Source organism: Blautia sp. NSJ-175, assembly GCF_022867815.1.
In the GTDB taxonomy this organism is placed as follows: domain Bacteria; phylum Bacillota; class Clostridia; order Lachnospirales; family Lachnospiraceae; genus Blautia; species Blautia celeris.
In genome coordinates, this window is record NZ_JALIFQ010000007.1 from 67,267 (window position 1) to 86,893 (window position 19,627).

At 50.4% G+C, this 19,627-nt stretch carries 18 protein-coding genes and 1 riboswitch; of the genes, 16 read left to right on the top strand and 2 right to left on the bottom strand.

Annotation, left to right across the window (positions count from 1 at the left end):
* The first annotated feature begins 19 nt into the window (after positions 1-19).
* The 10 genes from MUB35_RS12725 (at position 20) to MUB35_RS12770 (ending at position 10,035) form a co-directional block, all read left to right on the top strand.
* Positions 20-1,234, top strand: a complete 1,215-nt coding sequence (locus MUB35_RS12725; RefSeq protein WP_181014481.1) for an FtsW/RodA/SpoVE family cell cycle protein — start codon at positions 20-22, stop codon at positions 1,232-1,234.
* 212 nt (positions 1,235-1,446) lie between these two features.
* Positions 1,447-1,680, top strand: a complete 234-nt coding sequence (gene acpP, locus MUB35_RS12730) for an acyl carrier protein (protein WP_033142225.1) — start codon at positions 1,447-1,449, stop codon at positions 1,678-1,680.
* A gap of 218 nt (positions 1,681-1,898) precedes the next feature.
* Positions 1,899-2,837, top strand: coding sequence for an ACP S-malonyltransferase (gene fabD / locus MUB35_RS12735; protein ID WP_244806327.1), 939 nt, complete (start codon positions 1,899-1,901; stop codon positions 2,835-2,837).
* Between the two features lie 38 nt (positions 2,838-2,875).
* Positions 2,876-3,616 carry a 3-oxoacyl-[acyl-carrier-protein] reductase gene (gene fabG / locus MUB35_RS12740; protein ID WP_244806328.1) on the top strand — a complete coding sequence of 247 codons (741 nt, stop codon included), beginning with the start codon at positions 2,876-2,878 and terminating at the stop codon, positions 3,614-3,616.
* A gap of 9 nt (positions 3,617-3,625) precedes the next feature.
* Positions 3,626-4,861: a beta-ketoacyl-ACP synthase II gene (fabF, locus tag MUB35_RS12745; protein ID WP_033142222.1), complete on the top strand. Its 1,236-nt coding sequence runs from the start codon at positions 3,626-3,628 to the stop codon at positions 4,859-4,861.
* A gap of 10 nt (positions 4,862-4,871) precedes the next feature.
* Complete coding sequence (accB, locus tag MUB35_RS12750; protein ID WP_244806329.1) at positions 4,872-5,369, top strand: acetyl-CoA carboxylase biotin carboxyl carrier protein; 498 nt, start codon at positions 4,872-4,874, stop codon at positions 5,367-5,369.
* Between the two features lie 11 nt (positions 5,370-5,380).
* Positions 5,381-5,809 (top strand): 3-hydroxyacyl-ACP dehydratase FabZ, encoded by a 429-nt coding sequence (gene fabZ, locus MUB35_RS12755; RefSeq protein ID WP_033142220.1) that lies wholly within the window; start codon positions 5,381-5,383, stop codon positions 5,807-5,809.
* A gap of 10 nt (positions 5,810-5,819) precedes the next feature.
* Complete coding sequence (locus tag MUB35_RS12760) at positions 5,820-7,160, top strand: acetyl-CoA carboxylase biotin carboxylase subunit (RefSeq protein ID WP_033142219.1); 1,341 nt, start codon at positions 5,820-5,822, stop codon at positions 7,158-7,160.
* Between the two features lie 49 nt (positions 7,161-7,209).
* Positions 7,210-8,967, top strand: a complete 1,758-nt coding sequence (locus MUB35_RS12765; protein ID WP_227210108.1) for an acetyl-CoA carboxylase carboxyltransferase subunit alpha — start codon at positions 7,210-7,212, stop codon at positions 8,965-8,967.
* 18 nt (positions 8,968-8,985) lie between these two features.
* Positions 8,986-10,035, top strand: coding sequence for an NAD(P)H-dependent flavin oxidoreductase (locus MUB35_RS12770; protein WP_054352322.1), 1,050 nt, complete (start codon positions 8,986-8,988; stop codon positions 10,033-10,035).
* 147 nt (positions 10,036-10,182) lie between these two features.
* Here MUB35_RS12770 and MUB35_RS12775 read toward each other — a convergent pair whose 3' ends face one another.
* Together MUB35_RS12775 and MUB35_RS12780 are read right to left on the bottom strand one after the other, a co-directional pair.
* A complete protein-coding gene (locus MUB35_RS12775) occupies positions 10,183-10,512 on the bottom strand; it encodes a hypothetical protein (protein WP_033141218.1) in 330 nt (109 codons plus the stop codon).
* Positions 10,513-10,642: 130 nt separating this feature from the next.
* Positions 10,643-12,529, bottom strand: coding sequence for a beta-N-acetylhexosaminidase (locus MUB35_RS12780; RefSeq protein WP_244806330.1), 1,887 nt, complete (start codon positions 12,527-12,529; stop codon positions 10,643-10,645).
* A 259-nt stretch (positions 12,530-12,788) separates the two neighbouring features.
* On the opposite strand from MUB35_RS12780, the gene MUB35_RS12785 reads away from it, so the two are divergent.
* The 6 genes from MUB35_RS12785 to xdhC all read left to right on the top strand — a co-directional run bounded on the left by MUB35_RS12785 (position 12,789) and on the right by xdhC (position 19,479).
* Complete coding sequence (locus tag MUB35_RS12785; protein ID WP_033141227.1) at positions 12,789-13,361, top strand: chromate transporter; 573 nt, start codon at positions 12,789-12,791, stop codon at positions 13,359-13,361.
* Positions 13,358-13,924, top strand: a complete 567-nt coding sequence (locus MUB35_RS12790) for a chromate transporter (protein WP_227243765.1) — start codon at positions 13,358-13,360, stop codon at positions 13,922-13,924. The genes MUB35_RS12785 and MUB35_RS12790 overlap by 4 nt, the downstream gene beginning before the upstream one ends.
* 180 nt (positions 13,925-14,104) lie before the next feature.
* Positions 14,105-14,202: riboswitch (purine riboswitch) on the top strand.
* 103 nt (positions 14,203-14,305) lie between these two features.
* Positions 14,306-15,607, top strand: coding sequence for an amidohydrolase family protein (locus MUB35_RS12795; RefSeq protein WP_033141216.1), 1,302 nt, complete (start codon positions 14,306-14,308; stop codon positions 15,605-15,607).
* Positions 15,608-15,688: 81 nt separating this feature from the next.
* A complete protein-coding gene (gene xdhA, locus MUB35_RS12800; RefSeq protein WP_244806331.1) occupies positions 15,689-18,112 on the top strand; it encodes a xanthine dehydrogenase subunit XdhA in 2,424 nt (807 codons plus the stop codon).
* Positions 18,105-18,998 (top strand): xanthine dehydrogenase subunit XdhB, encoded by an 894-nt coding sequence (gene xdhB, locus MUB35_RS12805; RefSeq protein WP_244806332.1) that lies wholly within the window; start codon positions 18,105-18,107, stop codon positions 18,996-18,998. Before xdhA ends, xdhB begins: the two co-directional genes overlap by 8 nt.
* On the top strand, positions 18,991-19,479 hold the full coding sequence (gene xdhC, locus MUB35_RS12810; RefSeq protein WP_244806333.1) for a xanthine dehydrogenase subunit XdhC: 489 nt from the start codon (positions 18,991-18,993) through the stop codon (positions 19,477-19,479). Before xdhB ends, xdhC begins: the two co-directional genes overlap by 8 nt.
* The last annotated feature ends 148 nt before the right edge of the window (positions 19,480-19,627 follow it).

Consider the following 19,627-nt stretch of genomic DNA (forward strand, 5'->3'; position numbering starts at 1 on the left):
GCTCAAGCGGAGGAAACAGATGGCATTAAATATGGCTAAAAAAGCCGGAACAGCGAAAAAGAGAAAAAGAGGCCAGCCTGTAGGCAGGTTTGCAAACAGAGTGCGCTACTATGATTTTAATCTGGTGGCAGTGGTACTGCTTCTCACCTGCTTCGGTCTGGTAATGCTTTACAGTACCAGTTCCTATCTGGCACAGGTAAAGAGGGGCAGTGACATGGCTTACTTTGGGAAACAGGCACTCATCAGCGCAGTCAGCATAGGATTCGCGCTGTGGCTGTCAAGGTTTGACTATCATGTGCTGTTTCACCTGTCACCCTTTATCTATGTGGCGGCCATGTTTTTAATGTGTCTGGTGCCTACACCTCTGGGTGTTACGGTCAACGGTGCGAAGCGGTGGCTGAAGTTCGGCCCGTCGTGGACACAGTTCCAGCCTTCTGAGATTGCGAAGATAGCTGTTATCACCTTCATTCCCTGTCTGATCATCAAGATAGGGCGGAAGATAAAGCAGTGGCAGTCCATGGTACTGCTTCTGGCGGTGGGCGGCGTGCTGGCCCTGGGCGCTTTCCTCTTGACAGATAACCTGAGTACAGGTATTATAATCGGAGCTATCACTGTACTGCTGATCTTTATGGCGCATCCCAAAATGAAACCGTTTCTCATCGGAGGAGCCATACTGGGCGGTGTGCTGGTGACTGTGATCGTCATCCTGCATATGACGCTGGGAAGCGGTGTGGGAAACATTGAGGATTTCCGTCTCCGCCGTATTATGGTGTGGCTGCAGCCTGAGCATTATTCCAAGGACGGCGGCTATCAAATTATGCAGGCACTGTATGCCATCGGTTCCGGAGGATTTTTCGGAAAAGGGCTGGGCAACAGTGTGCAGAAGCTGGGGCCTGTTCCGGAGGCACAGAATGATATGATCTTCTCGATCATCTGTGAGGAGCTGGGAGTGTTTGGGGGGATGATCGTACTGGCATTGTTCGGATATCTTTTATACAGGCTGTTTTTTATTGCGCAGAATGCGCCGGACCTGTACGGTTCCATGATTGTGAGCGGAATCTTCTTCCACATTGCCCTTCAGGTCATCTTGAATATCTGCGTAGTCATCAACCTGATTCCCACCACCGGAATCACACTGCCGTTTGTCAGTTACGGAGGTACATCCATTCTCTTTCTTATGATAGAAATGGGAATTGCTCTGAGCGTATCAAAACAGATAAAGTTTGAAACCTAGGAGTACCCGGCAAAATCCTATCGCAAAGGTGAGGACACATGGATTTTGACTTTGATCGCAAGACATGAACGGCTGCACATAGAAAAGGGTTGACAAATGGTGGTAAAGAAGATATACTTTGGTCATCAAAGTATTTCAAAAAAATCAAATCAGAAAAACAAATTCACAAGATGGATTTGAATAAGATGTATTTTAAAGGAGAATAAGAAATCATGTTAGAAAAAATGAGAGAAATCATTGCAGAGCAGTTAAATTGTGAAGAAAGCGAAATCAATCCGGAAACAAATTTCAAGGATGATTTAGGAGCAGATTCTCTGGATTTATTCGAACTGGTTATGGCACTTGAGGATGAGTATTCTGTAGAAATTCCTGCTGAGGAATTACAGGAGCTGACAACTGTGGGCGCTGTTATGGATTATCTGAAAAATAAAGGCGTTGAAGAATAATAACTGTTCAGCCGGTCTGTGCATGTAACTGCGAAGAGATTGGACAGTTACATCAGATAGGTCCACACTCTGAGAAGTTTCGAGTGTGGATGGAAACAAAGAAAGTGCAGATGAATGGAATCTGCCGCGGCGGTTGGCACTGCCATGGCAGGTTCTATTTTTTAAAATAATTACTTTGAAATACAAAATATTCTACAGCCAAAGGAGTTTGGGACGATATGGGAAAAACAGCATTTATATTTCCGGGCCAGGGAGCACAGTATGTGGGAATGGGCCAGGATTTTTACGATAAAATGCCTGTCTGCAGACAGGTGATGGATAAAGCCGGTGAAGTTACCGGTCTGGATATTCCGAAAATATGTTTTACAGAAAATGAGGAGATCCATATTACTGAGTATACACAGATTGCCATGCTGAGTGTGGAGGCAGCCATATTAAAGGCGCTTGAGCAGGAGGGGCTTGTACCTGACGTGAGCGCGGGTCTGAGCCTGGGCGAGTACGGAGCCTGCATCGCTTCGGGGGTGCTCTCTTTGGAGGATGCCTTCTTTGTTGTGCGCAAGCGCGGAATTTTCATGCAGGAGGCTGTTCCGTCAGGCGGCGCCATGTCCGCAGTCATGGGAACAGATGCGGCAGTGATCGAACAGGCCTGTCAGGAGACAGAAGGCATTGTCTCCATAGCCAACTATAACTGCCCGGGACAGATTGTCATTACCGGGGAGGAGAGGGCAGTGGCAGAGGCTTCCGAAAAACTAAAAGAGCTTGGTGCCAGAAGAATCGTTCCCCTGAACGTGTCAGGGCCGTTTCATTCTGCCATGCTGACAGGAGCCGGGGAAAAGCTGGCAGAAGTTCTGGAACATGTGACAGTCGGGGAGCCAAAGATTCCCTACGCTGCCAACGTGACTGCCCAGTATGTGACAGAGGCCTCCCAGGCAAAGGATTTGCTGATCAGACAGGTATCCTCCTCCGTGAAATGGCAGCAGTGTGTGGAGACAATGATCGCGGACGGAGTGGACACTTTCGTGGAGATCGGACCCGGAAAGACACTGAGCGGATTCATGCGGAAGATCTGCCGCGATGTGAGAATGCTGAACATCCAGACAACGGAAGATTTCATAAAGGCAGTGGAAACATTGAAAAAACAGAGTACAGAAGTATAAGCGAGATGTAAATAACCGGAAAAGTGAGGGAATAAAGTATGTTGGAAAATAAAGTAGCTTTAGTCACCGGAGCGAGCCGCGGCATCGGCAGAGCCATTGCCATTGCCCTTGCGGTGCAGGGAGCCGCCGTGGTGATCAATTATAACGGTTCAGAAGAACGCGCCCGGGAAACAGCCGACGCCATCAAGAGCCGGGGCGGCCGGGCATCTTTGTACCGGTGCAGCGTCGGAGACTTTCAGGCCTGCCAGGAGATGATCCAGCACGTGATCAAAGAATACGGGCATCTGGACATACTCGTAAACAATGCGGGGATCACAAGAGACAGCCTGATCATGAAAATGAAGGAAGAGGATTTTGACGCGGTCATTGAGACGAACCTGAAAGGCGCTTTCAATACCATCCGCCATGTTTCACGCCAGATGTTAAAGCAGAGAAGCGGAAAGATCATCAATATATCATCTGTGTCCGGAATCCTGGGGAACGCGGGCCAGGCGAATTACGCGGCCAGCAAGGCAGGTGTCATCGGGCTTACAAAGACCATGGCAAGAGAACTGGCAAGCAGAGGGATCACAGTCAACGCAGTGGCACCCGGTTTTGTGGCAACGGAGATGACAGATGTACTCAGCGAGGAGATCAAAGAGGCAGCCTGCAGTCAGATTCCGCTTGGAAAATTCGGAAAGCCGGAAGATATTGCTGAGATGGTGGTATTTCTGGCATCAGAAAAAGCAGATTACATTACCGGCCAGGTCATCAGTGTAGACGGCGGTATGAACATATAGGAGGATTTCATGAAAAGAGTAGTAGTGACAGGGATGGGGGCCATTACCCCGCTGGGATTAAATGTGGATGAATTCTGGAATGGCATAAAGGAAGGAAAGCACGGGTTTGGGGAGATCACCAAATTCGATGCTTCCGAATATAAGGCGCACCTTGCAGGCGAAGTAAAAGGCTTCGTGGGCAAAGAATACATGGATGTAAAAGCGGCAAAACGTATGGAACTGTTCTGCCAGTACGCAGTGGCTGCAGCAAAAGAGGCCATTGCCCAGTCAGGATATTCCCTGGAAGAGGAGGACCCGTACAGAGTGGGATGCTCCATTGGTTCCGGCATCGGAAGTCTGCAGACTGTTGAGAGAGAGCACAAGAAACTGCTAGAAAAGGGACCGAACCGTGTGAATCCCCTTATGGTTCCCATGATGATCTCCAATATGGCAGCAGGAAATGTGTCCATCCAGTTCGGTTTAAAGGGAAAGAGCATCAATGTGGTGACAGCCTGCGCGTCCGGCACACATTGTATCGGTGAAGCTTACAGAACCATTCAGTTCGGTGATGCGGATATTATGGTGGCAGGCGGCGCGGAGTCCTGTATTACCCCGGTGGGTGTCAGCGGTTTTGCGGCTCTGACTGCCCTTTCAAAATCTACAGACCCGGAACGCTGCTCCATTCCTTTTGACAAAGAGAGAGACGGATTTGTCATGGGAGAAGGTGCAGGTATTGTTGTTCTGGAGGAGCTGGAGCACGCAAAGAAACGCGGCGCAAAGATCCTGGCTGAGGTTGTGGGATACGGTGCAACCAGTGACGCCTACCACATCACCTCTCCGGCTGAGGACGGGGAAGGTGCGGCGAGAGCCATGAAGAATGCTGTGGATGAGGCCGATATCTCCCTGGAAGATGTGACTTACATCAATGCCCACGGCACCAGCACACACCACAACGACCTGTTTGAGACAAGAGCCATCAAGAAGCTGTTCGGGGAACATGCATATAAAATGAAAGTGAATTCCACAAAATCCATGATCGGACACCTGTTGGGAGCAGCAGGAGCCGTGGAATTTATCGCCTGTGTGAAAGAGATGGAACATAATTTCGTACACGTAACCGCAGGATACCAGGTACCGGACGAGGAGTGCGACCTGGATTATGTGACAGGAAACGGTGTGGAGATGGAAATCCCCTATGCACTTACCAACTCACTGGGTTTTGGCGGACACAATGCCAGCCTGTTGATCAAAAAGTACGAAGACTAGGAGGCCGCAAATGGAATTTGATAAGATCATTCAGTTAATTAAGACAGTCAGTGACTCAAACCTGACCCAGTTTTCTATGGAGGAGGGCAGTCTGAAAATCTCCATGAAGACCAACAAACAGACCAAGATCATTGCAGCACCCATGATGGCACCTGCTGCCGGACCGGATATGGGCCCGGCAGCAGGCAGCCCTGCGATGCAGAACTTCCAGGCACAGGCAGGCCCGGCCCAGACAGAGGTTACATTCCAGGAAGCTGAGGAGACCATCCTCTCCGGAAATGTGGTGAAATCCCCGCTGGTAGGCACTTTTTATAATGCGTCCTCACCGGATGCGGAGGCATTTGTAAAAGTTGGAGATACTGTAAAAAAAGGCCAGGTTCTTGGAATCGTGGAAGCCATGAAGCTGATGAATGAGATTGAGTCTGAATTTGACGGAACCGTGGAACAGATTCTGGTGGAGAATGAAGAAGTTGTAGAGTACGGACAGCCCCTGTTCGTAATCCGTTAGGAGGCGTAGATATGAAACTGAATACAAAGGAAATTATGGAGATTATCCCTCACAGACAGCCGTTTCTGCTGATTGACACTATTGAGGAGCTGGAACCCGGTGTCCGCGCGGTGGGGAAAAAGTGTGTGAGCTACAATGAACCGTACTTTGCAGGACATTTCCCGAAGGAACCGGTCATGCCCGGCGTGCTTCAGCTTGAGGCCCTGGCTCAGGTAGGTGCAGTGGCAATTCTGAGCAAACCGGAGAATAAGGGAAAGACAGCGTATTTCGGAGGCATCAGCTCCGCGAAATTCAAGACAAAAGTAGTGCCGGGTGATGTACTGACCCTGGAGCTGGAGATCATCAGGGAAAAAGGGCCTATCGGCGTGGGAAAAGCAGTTGCCAGGAATCAGGACGGCAAAATAACCACATCCGCTGAGATGACATTTGCAATCGGATAGGAGATCGGATATGTTTCAGAAGATATTAATCGCAAACAGAGGAGAAATTGCAGTCCGCATCATCCGTGCCTGCAGAGAGATGGGAATTAAGACGGTGGCAGTCTATTCAGAGGCGGACAGGGATGCCCTTCACGCGCAGCTTGCGGATGAGGCGGTCTGCATTGGCCCGGCGGCTGCACAGGAGAGCTATCTGAACATGGAGCGCATCTTAAGCGCCACCATCGCCACAAAGGCGGAAGCCATCCATCCGGGATTCGGCTTTTTGTCTGAGAACAGCAAGTTTGTGGAGATGTGTGAAAAATGCAATGTGACCTTTATCGGCCCCTCCGCAGCAGTCATCAACAAGATGGGGAATAAATCAGAGGCCAGAAGGACTATGATGGAGGCAGGCGTCCCTGTGGTCCCCGGCACCAAAGAGCCGGTGTACACTGTGGAGGAAGCACTGAAGGAAGCAGAAAAGATAGGCTTTCCCATAATGATCAAGGCATCCTCAGGCGGCGGCGGTAAAGGCATGCGCATATCTGAGAGCAGAGAAGACTTTGAAGAAAATTTCAGTACGGCCCAGAGGGAGTCTGTCAATGCATTTGCTGACAATACCATGTATCTGGAACGTTACGTGGGCAGGCCGCGCCACATCGAAGTACAGATCATCGCAGACCGGTTCGGTCAGGTGGTACAGTTAGGGGAGCGTGACTGCTCCATCCAGCGCCGCCATCAGAAAATGATCGAGGAGTCCCCTTCCTGTGCCATCTCAGAAGAGCTTCGCAGGAAAATGGGGGAGACAGCGGTGCGTGCCGCAAAAGCGGTAGGTTACGAGAGTGCTGGGACCATAGAGTTTCTGCTTGACAAAAGCGGTGAATTTTTCTTCATGGAAATGAATACCAGAATTCAGGTGGAGCATCCGGTAACGGAATTTGTCTCCGGCGTGGACCTGGTGAAGGAGCAGATCCGGGTGGCGGCGGGACTTCCCCTGTCTGTGAAGCAGGAAGATATCTGCATGAGAGGCCATGCCATTGAGTGCAGGATCAACGCGGAGAACCCGGCAAAGAATTTCATGCCCTGTCCCGGCGTGATTGAGAATCTGCATGTCCCGGGCGGAAACGGTGTCCGCATTGACACAGCAGTGTATAACGGCTATCAGATACCGCCAAACTATGATTCCATGATCATGAAGGTCATTGTCCACGACAAGGACAGAGCGTCTGCCATTGCGAAAATGAGGAGTACGCTGGGTGAAGTGATCATTGAAGGGGTGCAGACAAACCTGGATTTCCAATATGATATATTGAACCAGAAGGATTTTCTGGATGGGAATGTGACTACACATTTTATAGAAGAGCATTACGAGTAACCGTTTAGGCATCTGAACAGTTATCATTACGAGTAAGGAGCAGGCAGATATGTCCAGATTAAAGGATTTATTCAAGAAGACTACCAATGTACAGGAGCCGGAGACCGAGGAGAGTAAAGTGCCCGGGGAAGAGACACCCGGCAGTGAAAACACCCCCTCCGTCCCGGAAGGTTTATGGGTCAAATGTCCCAAATGCGGGGAACTCCTCTACAAGGAAGACGTTGTAAAAAATGATTATGTATGTCCGAAATGCAAGGGATATTTCCGGATCAAGGCCAAGACCAGAATCCGTATGGTCGCGGACAAGGGATCTTTCCAGGAATGGTGTACAGGGCTTCATACCTTTAATCCCCTGGACTATCCGGAGTATGAGGAGAAGATTGCAAAACAGCAGGAAAAGACACACCTGGAAGAGGCTATCCGCATTGGTGAGGCCAGGATTGACGGCACCAGGGTGGTGCTGGGTGTCTGCGACGCCCGTTTTCTCATGGGGAGCATGGGATACGTGGTGGGGGAGAAGATCACCCGCTCCTTTGAGCGGGCCACAGAGGAAAAACTGCCGGTTATCCTGTTCTGCTGTTCCGGCGGAGCCAGAATGCAGGAAGGCATGGTATCCCTGATGCAGATGGCAAAGACTTCCGCAGCCATTAAAAGGCACAGTGAGGCAGGGCTTCTCTATATTCCTGTGCTCACAGACCCCACCACAGGCGGGGTGACAGCCAGCTTTGCCATGCTGGGAGATATTATCCTGGCCGAGCCGGGAGCGCTGATCGGTTTTGCCGGCCCGAGAGTTATTGCGCAGACCATTGGACAGAAGCTGCCGGAAGGGTTCCAGAAAGCGGAATTTCTGGTAGAGCACGGCATTATTGACGGAATCGTCACAAGGAACCTGTTGAAAAAAACCTTATCAGGGCTCGTGAAGTTTCATGAAAGAAAGAACGGCTACTGCCAGTTCACCAGGATTACTCTGCCGGAAATGGCGGAGGAAGGGGAGAAGAAACACAGACGCAGAAACCGGGATAAGAACATGACTGCCTGGGAGCGGGTGGAGACGGCAAGGGATTCCAAACGCCCCACCAGCCTTGACTATATAGAGACTGTTTTTGAAGAATTTATGGAACTGCACGGAGACCGGGCATTTCGGGATGACGGTGCCATTGTGGGAGGTCTGGCTGTGCTGGACGGGCAGCCGGTGACCGTGATCGGTGTGCAGAAGGGGAGAAATACCAAGGATAACATTTTAAGAAACTTCGGCATGCCCTCCCCGGAAGGCTACCGAAAAGCCCTGCGCCTTATGAAGCAGGCAGAAAAATTCAACCGGCCTGTCATCAATTTCATTGACACCCCGGGTGCATTCTGCGGCATCGAGGCAGAGGAGAGAGGGCAGGGGGAGGCCATAGCCAGAAACCTGCTGGAAATGTCTGACCTGAAGGTGCCTGTGCTGAGTATCGTTATCGGCGAAGGCGGAAGCGGCGGTGCGCTGGCCCTGGGTGTGGGCAATGAGGTCTGGATGATGGAAAATGCCACATATTCTGTGCTCTCACCGGAGGGATTTGCCTCCATTCTCTGGAAGGACAGCAAGAGGGCAAAAGAAGCGGCAGAGGTCATGAAGATCACAGCCAGGGACTTGAAGAATCTGGGAATCATCGAACATGTGATACCGGAGGATATTCCTGCCTGTGCCCAGAACCTGCCGGAGATTGCCGAGGATATGAAAAACCGTATGCACCAGTTCCTTTCAGAGATGGAAGGAAAGACACCGGAAGAGCTGGCGGCCCTCCGGTATGAGCGATTCAGAAAAATGTGAGCCAGAAAGAGTTAGAGTATGAGAAAACCATTGATGATAGGTGATTTGACAGCTAAGATACCTGTGATACAGGGCGGCATGGGAGTGGGGATCAGCCTTTCCCGTCTGGCGGGCAGTGTGGCTGCCTGCGGCGGTGTAGGCGTCATATCCACCGCGCAGATCGGCTGGCGGGAGCCGGATTTTCGGGAACATCCCTTTGAGGCCAACTACAGAGCCATAGGGAAAGAGATCCAAAAGGCCAGGGAGATCGCAGAGGGCGGCATTATCGGCGTGAACATTATGGTAGCTACCCAGAGATATGAGGAATATGTGAAAACTGCGGTGAAGGCAGGCGTGGATCTGATCATCTCAGGCGCTGGACTGCCCATTGACCTTCCGAAATATGTGGAGGGCACGAAGACAAAGATCGCCCCTATTGTATCCTCCCTGAAGTCCCTGAACGTCATCTGCCGTATGTGGGAGAGAAAGTATAAGAAGGCGCCGGATCTGGTGGTCATTGAGGGACCAAAGGCAGGAGGCCATCTGGGATTTTCCAGGGAAGAGCTGGATACCTTTACAGATGAGTCTTATGACGGCGTGATTCGCTCCATTATTGAAAAGGTAAAGGAATACGGTGAGAAGTTCAGCAAAAAGATTCCTGTGGTAGTGGCAGGCGGCATTTATGACAGAGCGGATATGGACCATGCGCTTTCGCTGGGCGCAGACGGAGTACAGATGGGGACCCGGTTCGTGACGACGGAGGAGTGCGACGCCGCGCCGGAATACAAACAGGCATACATCCGGGCTGAAAAAGAGGATATCTGTATTGTGCAGAGTCCTGTGGGAATGCCGGGAAGAGCGATCAAAAATGCTTTTATGGACAGGGTGAAGACGGAAAAGTGCAGAATCGAACACTGCTATCACTGCATCGTCACCTGCAGGCCCGCAGAGATACCGTATTGTATCACACAGGCACTGGTGAATGCAGCGGAGGGAAGAGTGGAGGACGCGCTTCTGTTCTGCGGCTCCAATGCCTGCCGCTCCCATAAGATTGAAAAAGTGGAAGATATCATGAAAGAGCTTGGCTGAAATGAGAAGGTGCCGGGATAAGAAATGAAAAGAAAAGCTGCTGATATCTGCGGGAAACCGCGGAGAGGGCAGCTTTTTGTGTTTTAAGAGGCCCGGCCGAATGATTCGGCCGGGCCTCCCTAAAAGAGGATTTATTTTATGAAGGCTTTACATGTTGACCTTCATTTTGTATTTTTTCTCCTGATATCTGCTTCCCTGTTCTCTGCCTTCGGTGTGCTCATTTACAGTCCCGGTGTTTTGGACACTGTGGAAATCATTCAGATGTGCACTGCCGAATTCTTCTTCCATCCAGATGTGGCGGAAGTTCTTTTTCTGCTGAATAGCCTGGCAGAATCTGCCGATCACAAAAATGGTTTTATCCCGTAACCCCGTTTCTGTTGTGCGTCTGGAAGAACGAAGCCAGTATTCCATCAAAGTCCAGCAGACTAACAGGAATCCAGCGGCAAAAATTAAAGTGACTATCAATCTTTCCAACATTATGAACACCCCTTTCCACGTTTTACTTGTTATCTTTATTTTAATTCTTTTGATAAAAATAGTCAATGATTAAATGGAAGAAAAATCATATTTTCTAAAAATTTAATAGTATAACAGGATTCGTTTGATTTTATACTACAGAGGCAGATACCATTTGACGCCAGATATTGTCACAGACCGGAGAGATAGGATGACCGTCCTTATCTGTGAGAACCGGCAGGCGTGTCTCTTCCAGCTCTTCCAGGCAGGCAATCTTTCCCTCCGCGTAGTCTGTCATGCGGGCAGCACAGCTTTTAAGGCGTTCCATCAGACCGCCCAGCCGGATATCCAGGACTTCATATCCGAAACATTTATTTTCCGCAAACCACTGTTCCTTCAGGGCATGTTTAAACTGTTCCACAAGCCCTGCGGTTTTGATGCAGGATTCGGCAGTCGCCAGAAGAGCGGCTCTGTCTTCCGCGTCGTAGGCAGCTTTCGCATCAAGGCCCAGGGTCACTTTTCTGGCGAGCACTTCACTCAGAAGCGCAAGCGTGCCAAAAACAGGGGCATACTCCCCGCCCTTTTCGGCAATGGCCCGAAGCTCTTTTGCACAGCGTCTGTAATGCTCCGGATAGGTCTGTGCATCCACATGGCAGTCATAGATGCCCATGAGGACATCCTGATACAGCAGATATCTGGCGGGGGCGGCACTCATTTTACCGGGCATAGGATTATCAGGGGTCAGGTTCGGGTTGTCCAGCTTCAGAAAATCTTCCAGCACAGCGCCGGTGCAGGCCAGAAGACGGGGCGCCAGATCCCGGTCGCCGGCGGCCCGGGTATAGTTAAATTCTGCGAAGAGTGAGAGTACGGGAAGTACGGCGGACTGGGAAGCTTCACCGCCGTCATCCCCCCATCCGGTCACAAGTACATTGGTGATGCCATGTTTTTCACATTGTCTCAGGGCAAGACGGGATACCTGCATGCTGTGGCTGATAAGAGGGGCATACCCGTTCCATTTCCAGGCACCTCCGGCAAACCCCACATTTCCGGCCAGTTCCCTGTGGTATTTCATCATCTGGTCATAGGTCTCTTCGTCTCGGGAATAGTAATCCCAGTAGAGAAGCTCTACATTTGCCGGAATCTTCTTCCTGATCTCCTCTGTAATATGGAATTCTCTGCCGTAGTATTCGCCTCCGGAAATCATTTTAAAAAACATATCACTCCACATCATAGCGGTGTATCCGTATTTTTCACAGATTTCCAGGACGCGGTGCAGATGGCGTTCCATAATATCAATGCGTTCCTCATAGCCGAAACGGTTCAGGTAAGCGCCACGGCCGATCATCTCCGCTTCATCCATTCCGATGTTGATGGTGCGGCTTTGAAAGGTCTCTGACCAGGTGCGTACCATGGCTTCTATCAGACTGTAAGTATCCTCGCTTCCGCACAACAGAATATCTCCCGTGTCATGTACCGGCTCAAAGGCAGGCCAGCGGAAAATCGCGTTTAAATGGGCCAGGGTCTGGATGCAGGGCACCATCTCTATACCGAGGGCTGCCGCGAATCTGTCCAGCTCCTGCAGCTCCTGTCTGCTGTACCGGCCCCTGAAATGTCCGAAATAAGGGTATCCCTCCACTTCATACGTGTCCTCTGTGTAGAGCATGAGCCGGTCATATCCCATGAGGGAGAGTTTGATAATAAGCCTCCTCACAAAATCAGGGCTGCACACAGCGTTGCGGGAACAGTCAGCCATGTAGGTGAGATGCTCAAAAACTGCCTGTTCTTCTTTGGCAGCGCTTTGGCGGTTTTGGGTGATCCATTCCTTGATGATCCCGAGGCCGCGGAAAAATTCAGAGGTTCTGCTGTATGTAATGCAGGCTCTATCCCCGTCCAGACGGACAGACAGGCCGCTGCCGCTTTTTTCCGAAGTGATTTCTATGCAGCGGTCCCCGGTCATATCTCTTTCCAGATATTCCGCAGCGGATAAGGCTCCGGTCATCAGAGACGGGTCTATATGTGCAAGATTAAAAATTTCCATAAGTGATCTCCTTTTCTTACTCTTCAAACTTATTCCGGTGTCCTTTTATTGTAAAGGAGTTTTAGGGAGGAGTCAACGAAAGAAACTTCAGCACGAAAGAAACTTCAGCAGCACGGATAAAACAATAAAGATGCACCAGAATAATAATGTAAAAAGCATAGGTAAAAGACTATGATCATTGTTATGATAAAACTATTTTACAGCCATGAGAAAAGAGACTATACTATGATAAAATCATAGAATGAAAGCTGGTGTTTTTATGGAGAGAAAAGAAAAGATGCGGATTTTGTGGAAGTTGTTTTATTCTACATTGTACCTGAGTGCTTTTACCTTTGGGGGAGGATATGTGATCATTACCCTGATGAAGAAAAAATTTGTAGATGAGTACCGCTGGATTGAAGAGGAGGAGATGCTGGATCTGGTGGCTATCGCCCAGTCTTCACCCGGACCCATTGCAGTAAACGGAGCCATTGTAGTGGGGTATAAGCTGGCGGGCATGGCGGGCGTTCTGGTCTCCATTCTGGGAACGGTACTGCCTCCATTTGTGATTCTCACGGTTGTTTCTTTCTTTTATGAAGCTTTCCAGTCTAATTTCTATGTAAAAACCATACTGGACGGCATGCAGTGCGGGGTGGCTGCAGTCATCGCCTCTGTAGTTTATGACATGGGAAAAGGTGTGATAGAGGGGAAGAGTCTGGTGTCCAATCTGATCATGGCGGCTGCCTTTACTGTCACTTTTTTCTTTCAGATGAATGTGGTCTATGTAGTGCTCATATGTATCGGACTTGGGGTGTTGAGGGTCCTGTGGGGAAGAAGAGGTGAGAAGTCATGATTTATCTGCAGTTATTCTGGAGTTTTCTCCAGATAGGATTATTTAGTTTTGGAGGCGGCTATGCGGCTATGCCCCTGATTCAGAATCAGGTAGTGGCTGTCCATGGCTGGCTGACCCAGAGAGAGTTTACCGACCTGGTCACCATTTCCCAGATGACACCCGGACCGATCGCCATTAATTCCGCTACTTTTGTAGGCTCTAAAATTGCAGGAACGGGAGGCTCTTTGGCAGCTACTATAGGCTGTATCCTGCCTTCCTGTATTATCGTGTCCCTGCTGGCTTATATGTATATGAAGTACAGAAAACTGGACATGATGCAGGGTATCCTGAACACTCTGCGGCCTGCCGTGGTCTCCATGATCGCCACTGCCGGCATGGCAATTCTGATTACTGCCTTCTTTGGTGAAGAGGGAGTCGTGAAATTGTCAGCTATGCGCTGGGATGCGATAATCATCTTTATTCTGGCCGTGGCGGCGCTGAGGCTGAAGAAATGGAATCCCATCCTTGTCATGGTGCTGGCCGGTGTTCTGGAACTGGTCTGGAAAGCAGTCGGCGGCCATTAAATAAATAAGAGACTGTCTGAAGTATTCTGCCTCGGGATTTTCATGCCCTCAGTCTGAAAACACCTGGCAGGAAACTGGCATGTGGGCAGACAGTACAAAATCTATATTGTGTTTCCAGTTCCGTGAATATTGACTTTTCGACCTGTGTATACTATACTAAGAATAGTAATTCGCTGTAGTAATACGGTGAAAAACAGGACTTATATATGTTCATAATGCGGGTTGAACGTTTCTACCAGCTACCGAAATAGCTGACTATAAGTCCCCTGATAATTGGGGGCTTTGCAGTCTGGTTCCGGTGGCTGTTTTTTTATTTTCAGAAGGATTCTGAAAAGTACGGCGGCCGGATTCAGCAATCGCTCCTTGTATAGGAGGTAAAACATGAGAAAAGAAGAAAACAGAGCAGATACCTTTATATTGAAGGGAAACATCTGCTACAGTGAGACGGCAGAGACGGTCCGGACCGTTCCGAATGCTTACCTGGTATGCCGGGAGGGCATCTGCCAGGGGGTGTTTGAGGAACTTCCGGAAGAATGGAGGGACTTCCCGTTGACAGACTGTGGGAATGCCCTGATCCTGCCGGGATTGGTGGATCTGCATCTGCACGCGCCTCAGTACGCATTTACGGGCCTTGGCATGGATATGGAGCTTCTGGAGTGGCTGGATACACGGACATTTCCCGAGGAGGGAAAGTACGGGGATATGGCATACGCGGAAAAGGCATATGGCATATTTACAGAAGACCTGAAAAACAGCGCAACCACCAGGGCGTGCATCTTTGCCACACGCCATGTGCCGGCAACCATTCTCCTGATGGATATGCTGGAAGGATCGGGCCTTAAAACTATGGTGGGAAAAGTAAATATGGACCGGAACGCGCCGGATTATCTCTGTGAGGAAAGTGCGGAAAAATCAGCTCTGGACACCCGCCTGTGGCTGAAGGAGGTAAACGGAAGATACAAAAATGTCAGGCCCATCCTCACACCGCGGTTTATCCCAAGCTGTTCAGATGATCTTATGAAAATGCTCAGTGAAATCCGAAAGGAGTATGATCTTCCCATCCAGTCTCATCTCTCTGAGAATAAAGGGGAGATTGCCTGGGTGAAGGAACTGTGCCCCTGGTCCTCTTTTTACGGGGATGCCTATGAGCAGTTCGGCATGTTCGGGGGAAATTATCCGGCAGTTATGGCGCACTGCGTACATCCCACAGAGGAAGAGATTGTATTGATGAGGAAAAACGGGGTCTTTGCAGCCCACTGTCCTCACTCTAACACCGATTTATCCTCAGGGGTGGCACCGATAAGGAGATATCTGGATGAGGGTATCCATGTAGGCTTGGGAAGTGATATTGCAGGAGGCCATGTACTCTCCCTGTTTCAGGTGATGGTGGGCGCTGTGCAGGCATCCAAACTTCGCTGGCGTCTGGAGGATGATTCGCAGAAGCCGCTCACTGTGGATGAGGTGTTCTACCTGGGCACAAAGGGAGGCGGCGCCTTCTTCGGGCAGGTGGGCAGCTTTGAAAAAGGGTATGAATTTGATGCGGTGATCATGGATGACTCCAGACTGAAAACACCCAGAAAGCTGACATTGAAAGAACGTCTGGAACGTGTGGTATACCTGTCAGATGACAGGGATGTGATAGGAAAATATGTGGCAGGCAGAAAAATCTTTGCAGCTATTTAGTCAGGTCTGCGCATTTGCTGCACAGACCGTGCACAAGAGTGGCAGCAGCGGCTGTTCACCGATGGAAAAGAGGGATGATTTATGGGAGTTGGCAGTTCAAAGAATCGTGTGGATGCCTGGGAAAAAGTAACGGGGCAGGCAAAATACACGGCGGATCTGATGCCGCAGAATTTGTATACGGCAAAAGTGGTACACAGCACCATAGCAAACGGATGGGTAAAAAGTTTTGATCTGGAAGAGGCATTAAAGGTTCCCGGCGTGGTGAAGATCGTCACCTGTTTTGATGTGCCTGATATTCAGTTTCCGACACCGGGGCACCCCTGGTCAGTGGAAAAGGCACATCAGGATATTAAGGACAGAAAGCTTCTGAACCGGCGGGTACGCATGTATGGGGATGACATTGCAGCCGTGATCGCGGAGGATGATATCGCGGCCAGACGCGCGGCAGATAAGATTAAAGTGGAGTATGAGGAATACCCGGTGATACTGGACCCGGAGGCATCCATGAAGGAGGGAGCACCTCTTCTGCATGAGGAAAAGCCGGGAAATGTGATTGCGCACACCAGTTTTGTGCTGGGGGACGGAAGTTTTGAGGAGGCGGCCTGTGAGGAAGGGCTGGCCGTGATTGAGAAGGAGTACAGGACACAGCCGGTCCAGCACTGTCACATTGAGGTGCCGGTTTCCTATGCCTATATGGAGAAGGGAAGGATCGTCATAGTGACCTCCACTCAGATCCCCCATATTGTGAGGCGTGTGGTCAGCCAGGCTCTGGGGATTCCCATTGGGCAGATCCGGGTGATCAAGCCGTATATCGGCGGCGGATTCGGCAACAAGCAGGATGTGCTGTATGAGCCGTTAAACGCGTTTTTATGTACCCGGGCAGGCGGTCACGGCGTCAGGCTGGAGCTGTCCAGGGAGGAGACTCTTGGCTGTACCCGTGTGCGCCATGCGTTTACCTGGAAGATCAAAGGGGCAGTCAGGGAGGACGGCACACTGGTGGCGAGGAAATATGAAGCCTACTCCAACCAGGGCGCTTATGCTTCCCATGCTCACGCCATTGCAGCCAACGCAGCCAATATTTTCAAACAGCTTTACCAGGATGAGAAGGTTCTGGAGTCGGACAGCTACACGGTTTATACGAACCTGATGACAGGCGGTGCCATGCGCGGATATGGGATTCCCCAGGGGGATTTTGTGACAGAGTGCGTGGCTGACGATCTGGCCCGCGCTGTGGGTATGGACCCCCTTGAGTTCCGGTTGAAAAACTGTGTGAAGGAAGGGTATAAAGATCCGCATCTGGGCATTGCCTTCCACTCTTACGGGCTGAAAGCCTGTATAGAAAAAGGGAGGGAATATATCCGCTGGGAGGAAAAACGAAAGGCATATGAGAACCAGTCCGGGCCCGTGAGAAGAGGCGTGGGTATGGCAATCTTCAACTATAAGACAGGGGTTTATCCCATTTCTCTTGAGACGTCATCCTGCCGTATGGTTCTGAATCAGGACGGCTCCATGCAGCTCTTTATGGGGGCAACTGAGATCGGCCAGGGAGCTGACACGGTGTTTACCCAGATGGCAGCAGAGATCACAGGCATAACGGAGGACAGGATACATATAGAGACCGTACAGGATACAGATACCACGCCTTTTGACACAGGAGCCTATGCTTCCAGGCAGACTTATGTGAGCGGAAAAGCTGTGAAAAAGACAGGAGAATTGTTTAAGCAGAGGATTCTGGAGTATGCGGCATTTAAGCTGAAGCTGCCCTGCGGGGATATGCCTTTGGGAGAGGGAAAAAATGCAGAGGCAGGCGCAGGTGCTTCTGAAGTTGCGGAAGCATGTGCTGAATCGTCAGCGTGGAAGAGGCTGGATATCAAAGAGAATCAGGTGATCGACAAGGCCTCAGGGGAGGTGCTTCTTTCCCTGGCAGCCCTTGCGGAGGAGGCATTGTACAGCCTGGAAAAATCTGTGCATATCACTGCTGAGACGACCAGCCACTGTAAGGAAAACTCCTTTGCCTCAGGTGTCTGCTTTGCAGAGGTGGAGGTGGATATGCCGGTGGGTAAGATCCGCATACTGGATATCATCAATGTCCATGACAGCGGAAAACTGATTAATCCCAGCCTTGCCAAAGCGCAGGTGCACGGGGGCATGAGCATGGGCATCGGCTATGCGCTGAGTGAAGAACTGCTGGTGGATGAAAAGACAGGAAGGCCGCTGAATGCCAACCTCCTTGACTATAAGATCCCCACAGCTATGGACACACCGGATCTGCATACGGATTTTGTGGAGATGGATGACCCCACAGGTCCTTTCGGCAACAAAGCGCTGGGAGAACCTCCCACTATTCCTGTGGCTCCGGCTATCAGAAATGCCGTGCTGCACGCCACCGGAATTGCTTTTGATTCCCTTCCGCTGTCACCGCAGAAACTGGTGGAGCGTTTTATGAAAGAGGGAATGATCGGAGCCAAAAGCGGGAAGTTAAAAGGGGGTGAAACACATGTATGACATTGAAAAATATTATCAGGCCAAAGATGTGGAAGACGCTGTGAGAGCACTGGAGGAAGACGCGGATGCGGTGGTGATCTCCGGAGGAAGTGATGTGCTGATCAAGATCAGGGAAGGGAAGCTTGCCGGCTGTTCCCTGGTAAGCATACATGGGATACCGGCTCTTGAAGGAGTCAGGATGGAGGCGGACGGCACCATTGTCATAGGTCCTGCCACTACATTTTCACACATCACCTATGACCCTGTGATACAAAAATATATCCCTGCACTGGGATGGGCAGTAGATCAGGTGGGAGGCCCCCAGATCCGCAACATAGGAACCATCGGGGGAAATGTCTGTAATGGCGTGACGAGTGCAGACAGCGCGGCTCTGCTTTTTACTCTGAATGCGGTGCTGGAGCTGACAGGTCCAAAAGGCACAAGAGAGATACCTGTTGCTGAGTTTTACACAGGTCCGGGCCGGACCCTGCGGGAACATGCAGAGATTCTGACTGCCATAAAGATCACCAGGGAGAATTACCGGGGATTTTACGGACATTATACAAAATACGGGAAAAGAAACGCTATGGAGATTGCCACTCTCGGCTGTGCGGTACATGTGAAATTAAGTGCTGACAACATGCGGATTTCGGAGTTCCGGCTGGGATTCGGCGTGGCTGCACCTACCCCCATACGCTGTTTTAAAACAGAGGAAACGGTAAAAGGAATGGCGGTCACAGACCCGGAACTGTATGAGAAGATACAAGAGGGAGCAGTCTCTGAAGTGACACCCCGTTCCAGTTGGCGTGCATCCAGGGAATTCCGTCTTCAGCTGGTGCGGGAGCTGTCCGTGCGAACTGCAAAAGAAGCCATAGAAAAAGCTTCAGGAGGTGAGGCAGATGTTTAAGATCATAACCATGACCGTCAATGGAAAAGAGACAGAACTGGCAGTGGATGACAGGGAAGCCCTGCTTGATACTTTAAGAAACCGCCTGGGACTTACCAGTGTGAAACGCGGCTGTGAGGTAGGGGAATGCGGCGCCTGTACGGTCCTTGTGGACGGCGAAGCCATTGATTCGTGTATCTATCTGACCATGTGGGCGGAGGGAAAACACATCATGACCGTGGAGGGCTTAAAGGGCAGAAACGGGGAACTTTCCCCTATCCAGACAGCTTTTGTGGAGGAGGCTGCAGTCCAGTGCGGCTTCTGCACACCGGGTCTTATTATGAGCGCAGTGGAGATTGTGGGCACAGGGAAGAGATACAGCAGAGAAGAACTGAAAAAACTGATCTCCGGACATCTGTGCCGCTGTACAGGGTATGAGAATATTCTGAATGCCATGGAAAGGATTGTGGAGGAGACTTACCGGACGGTAAATCGGGAATAAAAGAGACTTTCCCAGGTCGCTGTCCCGCGGGAAGAGTAATACTTATTTTCCGCTGAAGGGGGAAAATTCTGTTTCCCACTTGAAAAGTAGAAAACCTTACGGTATAATTTCAATGATATGGGGTATTTGGCCGACAATGTCCATGTAC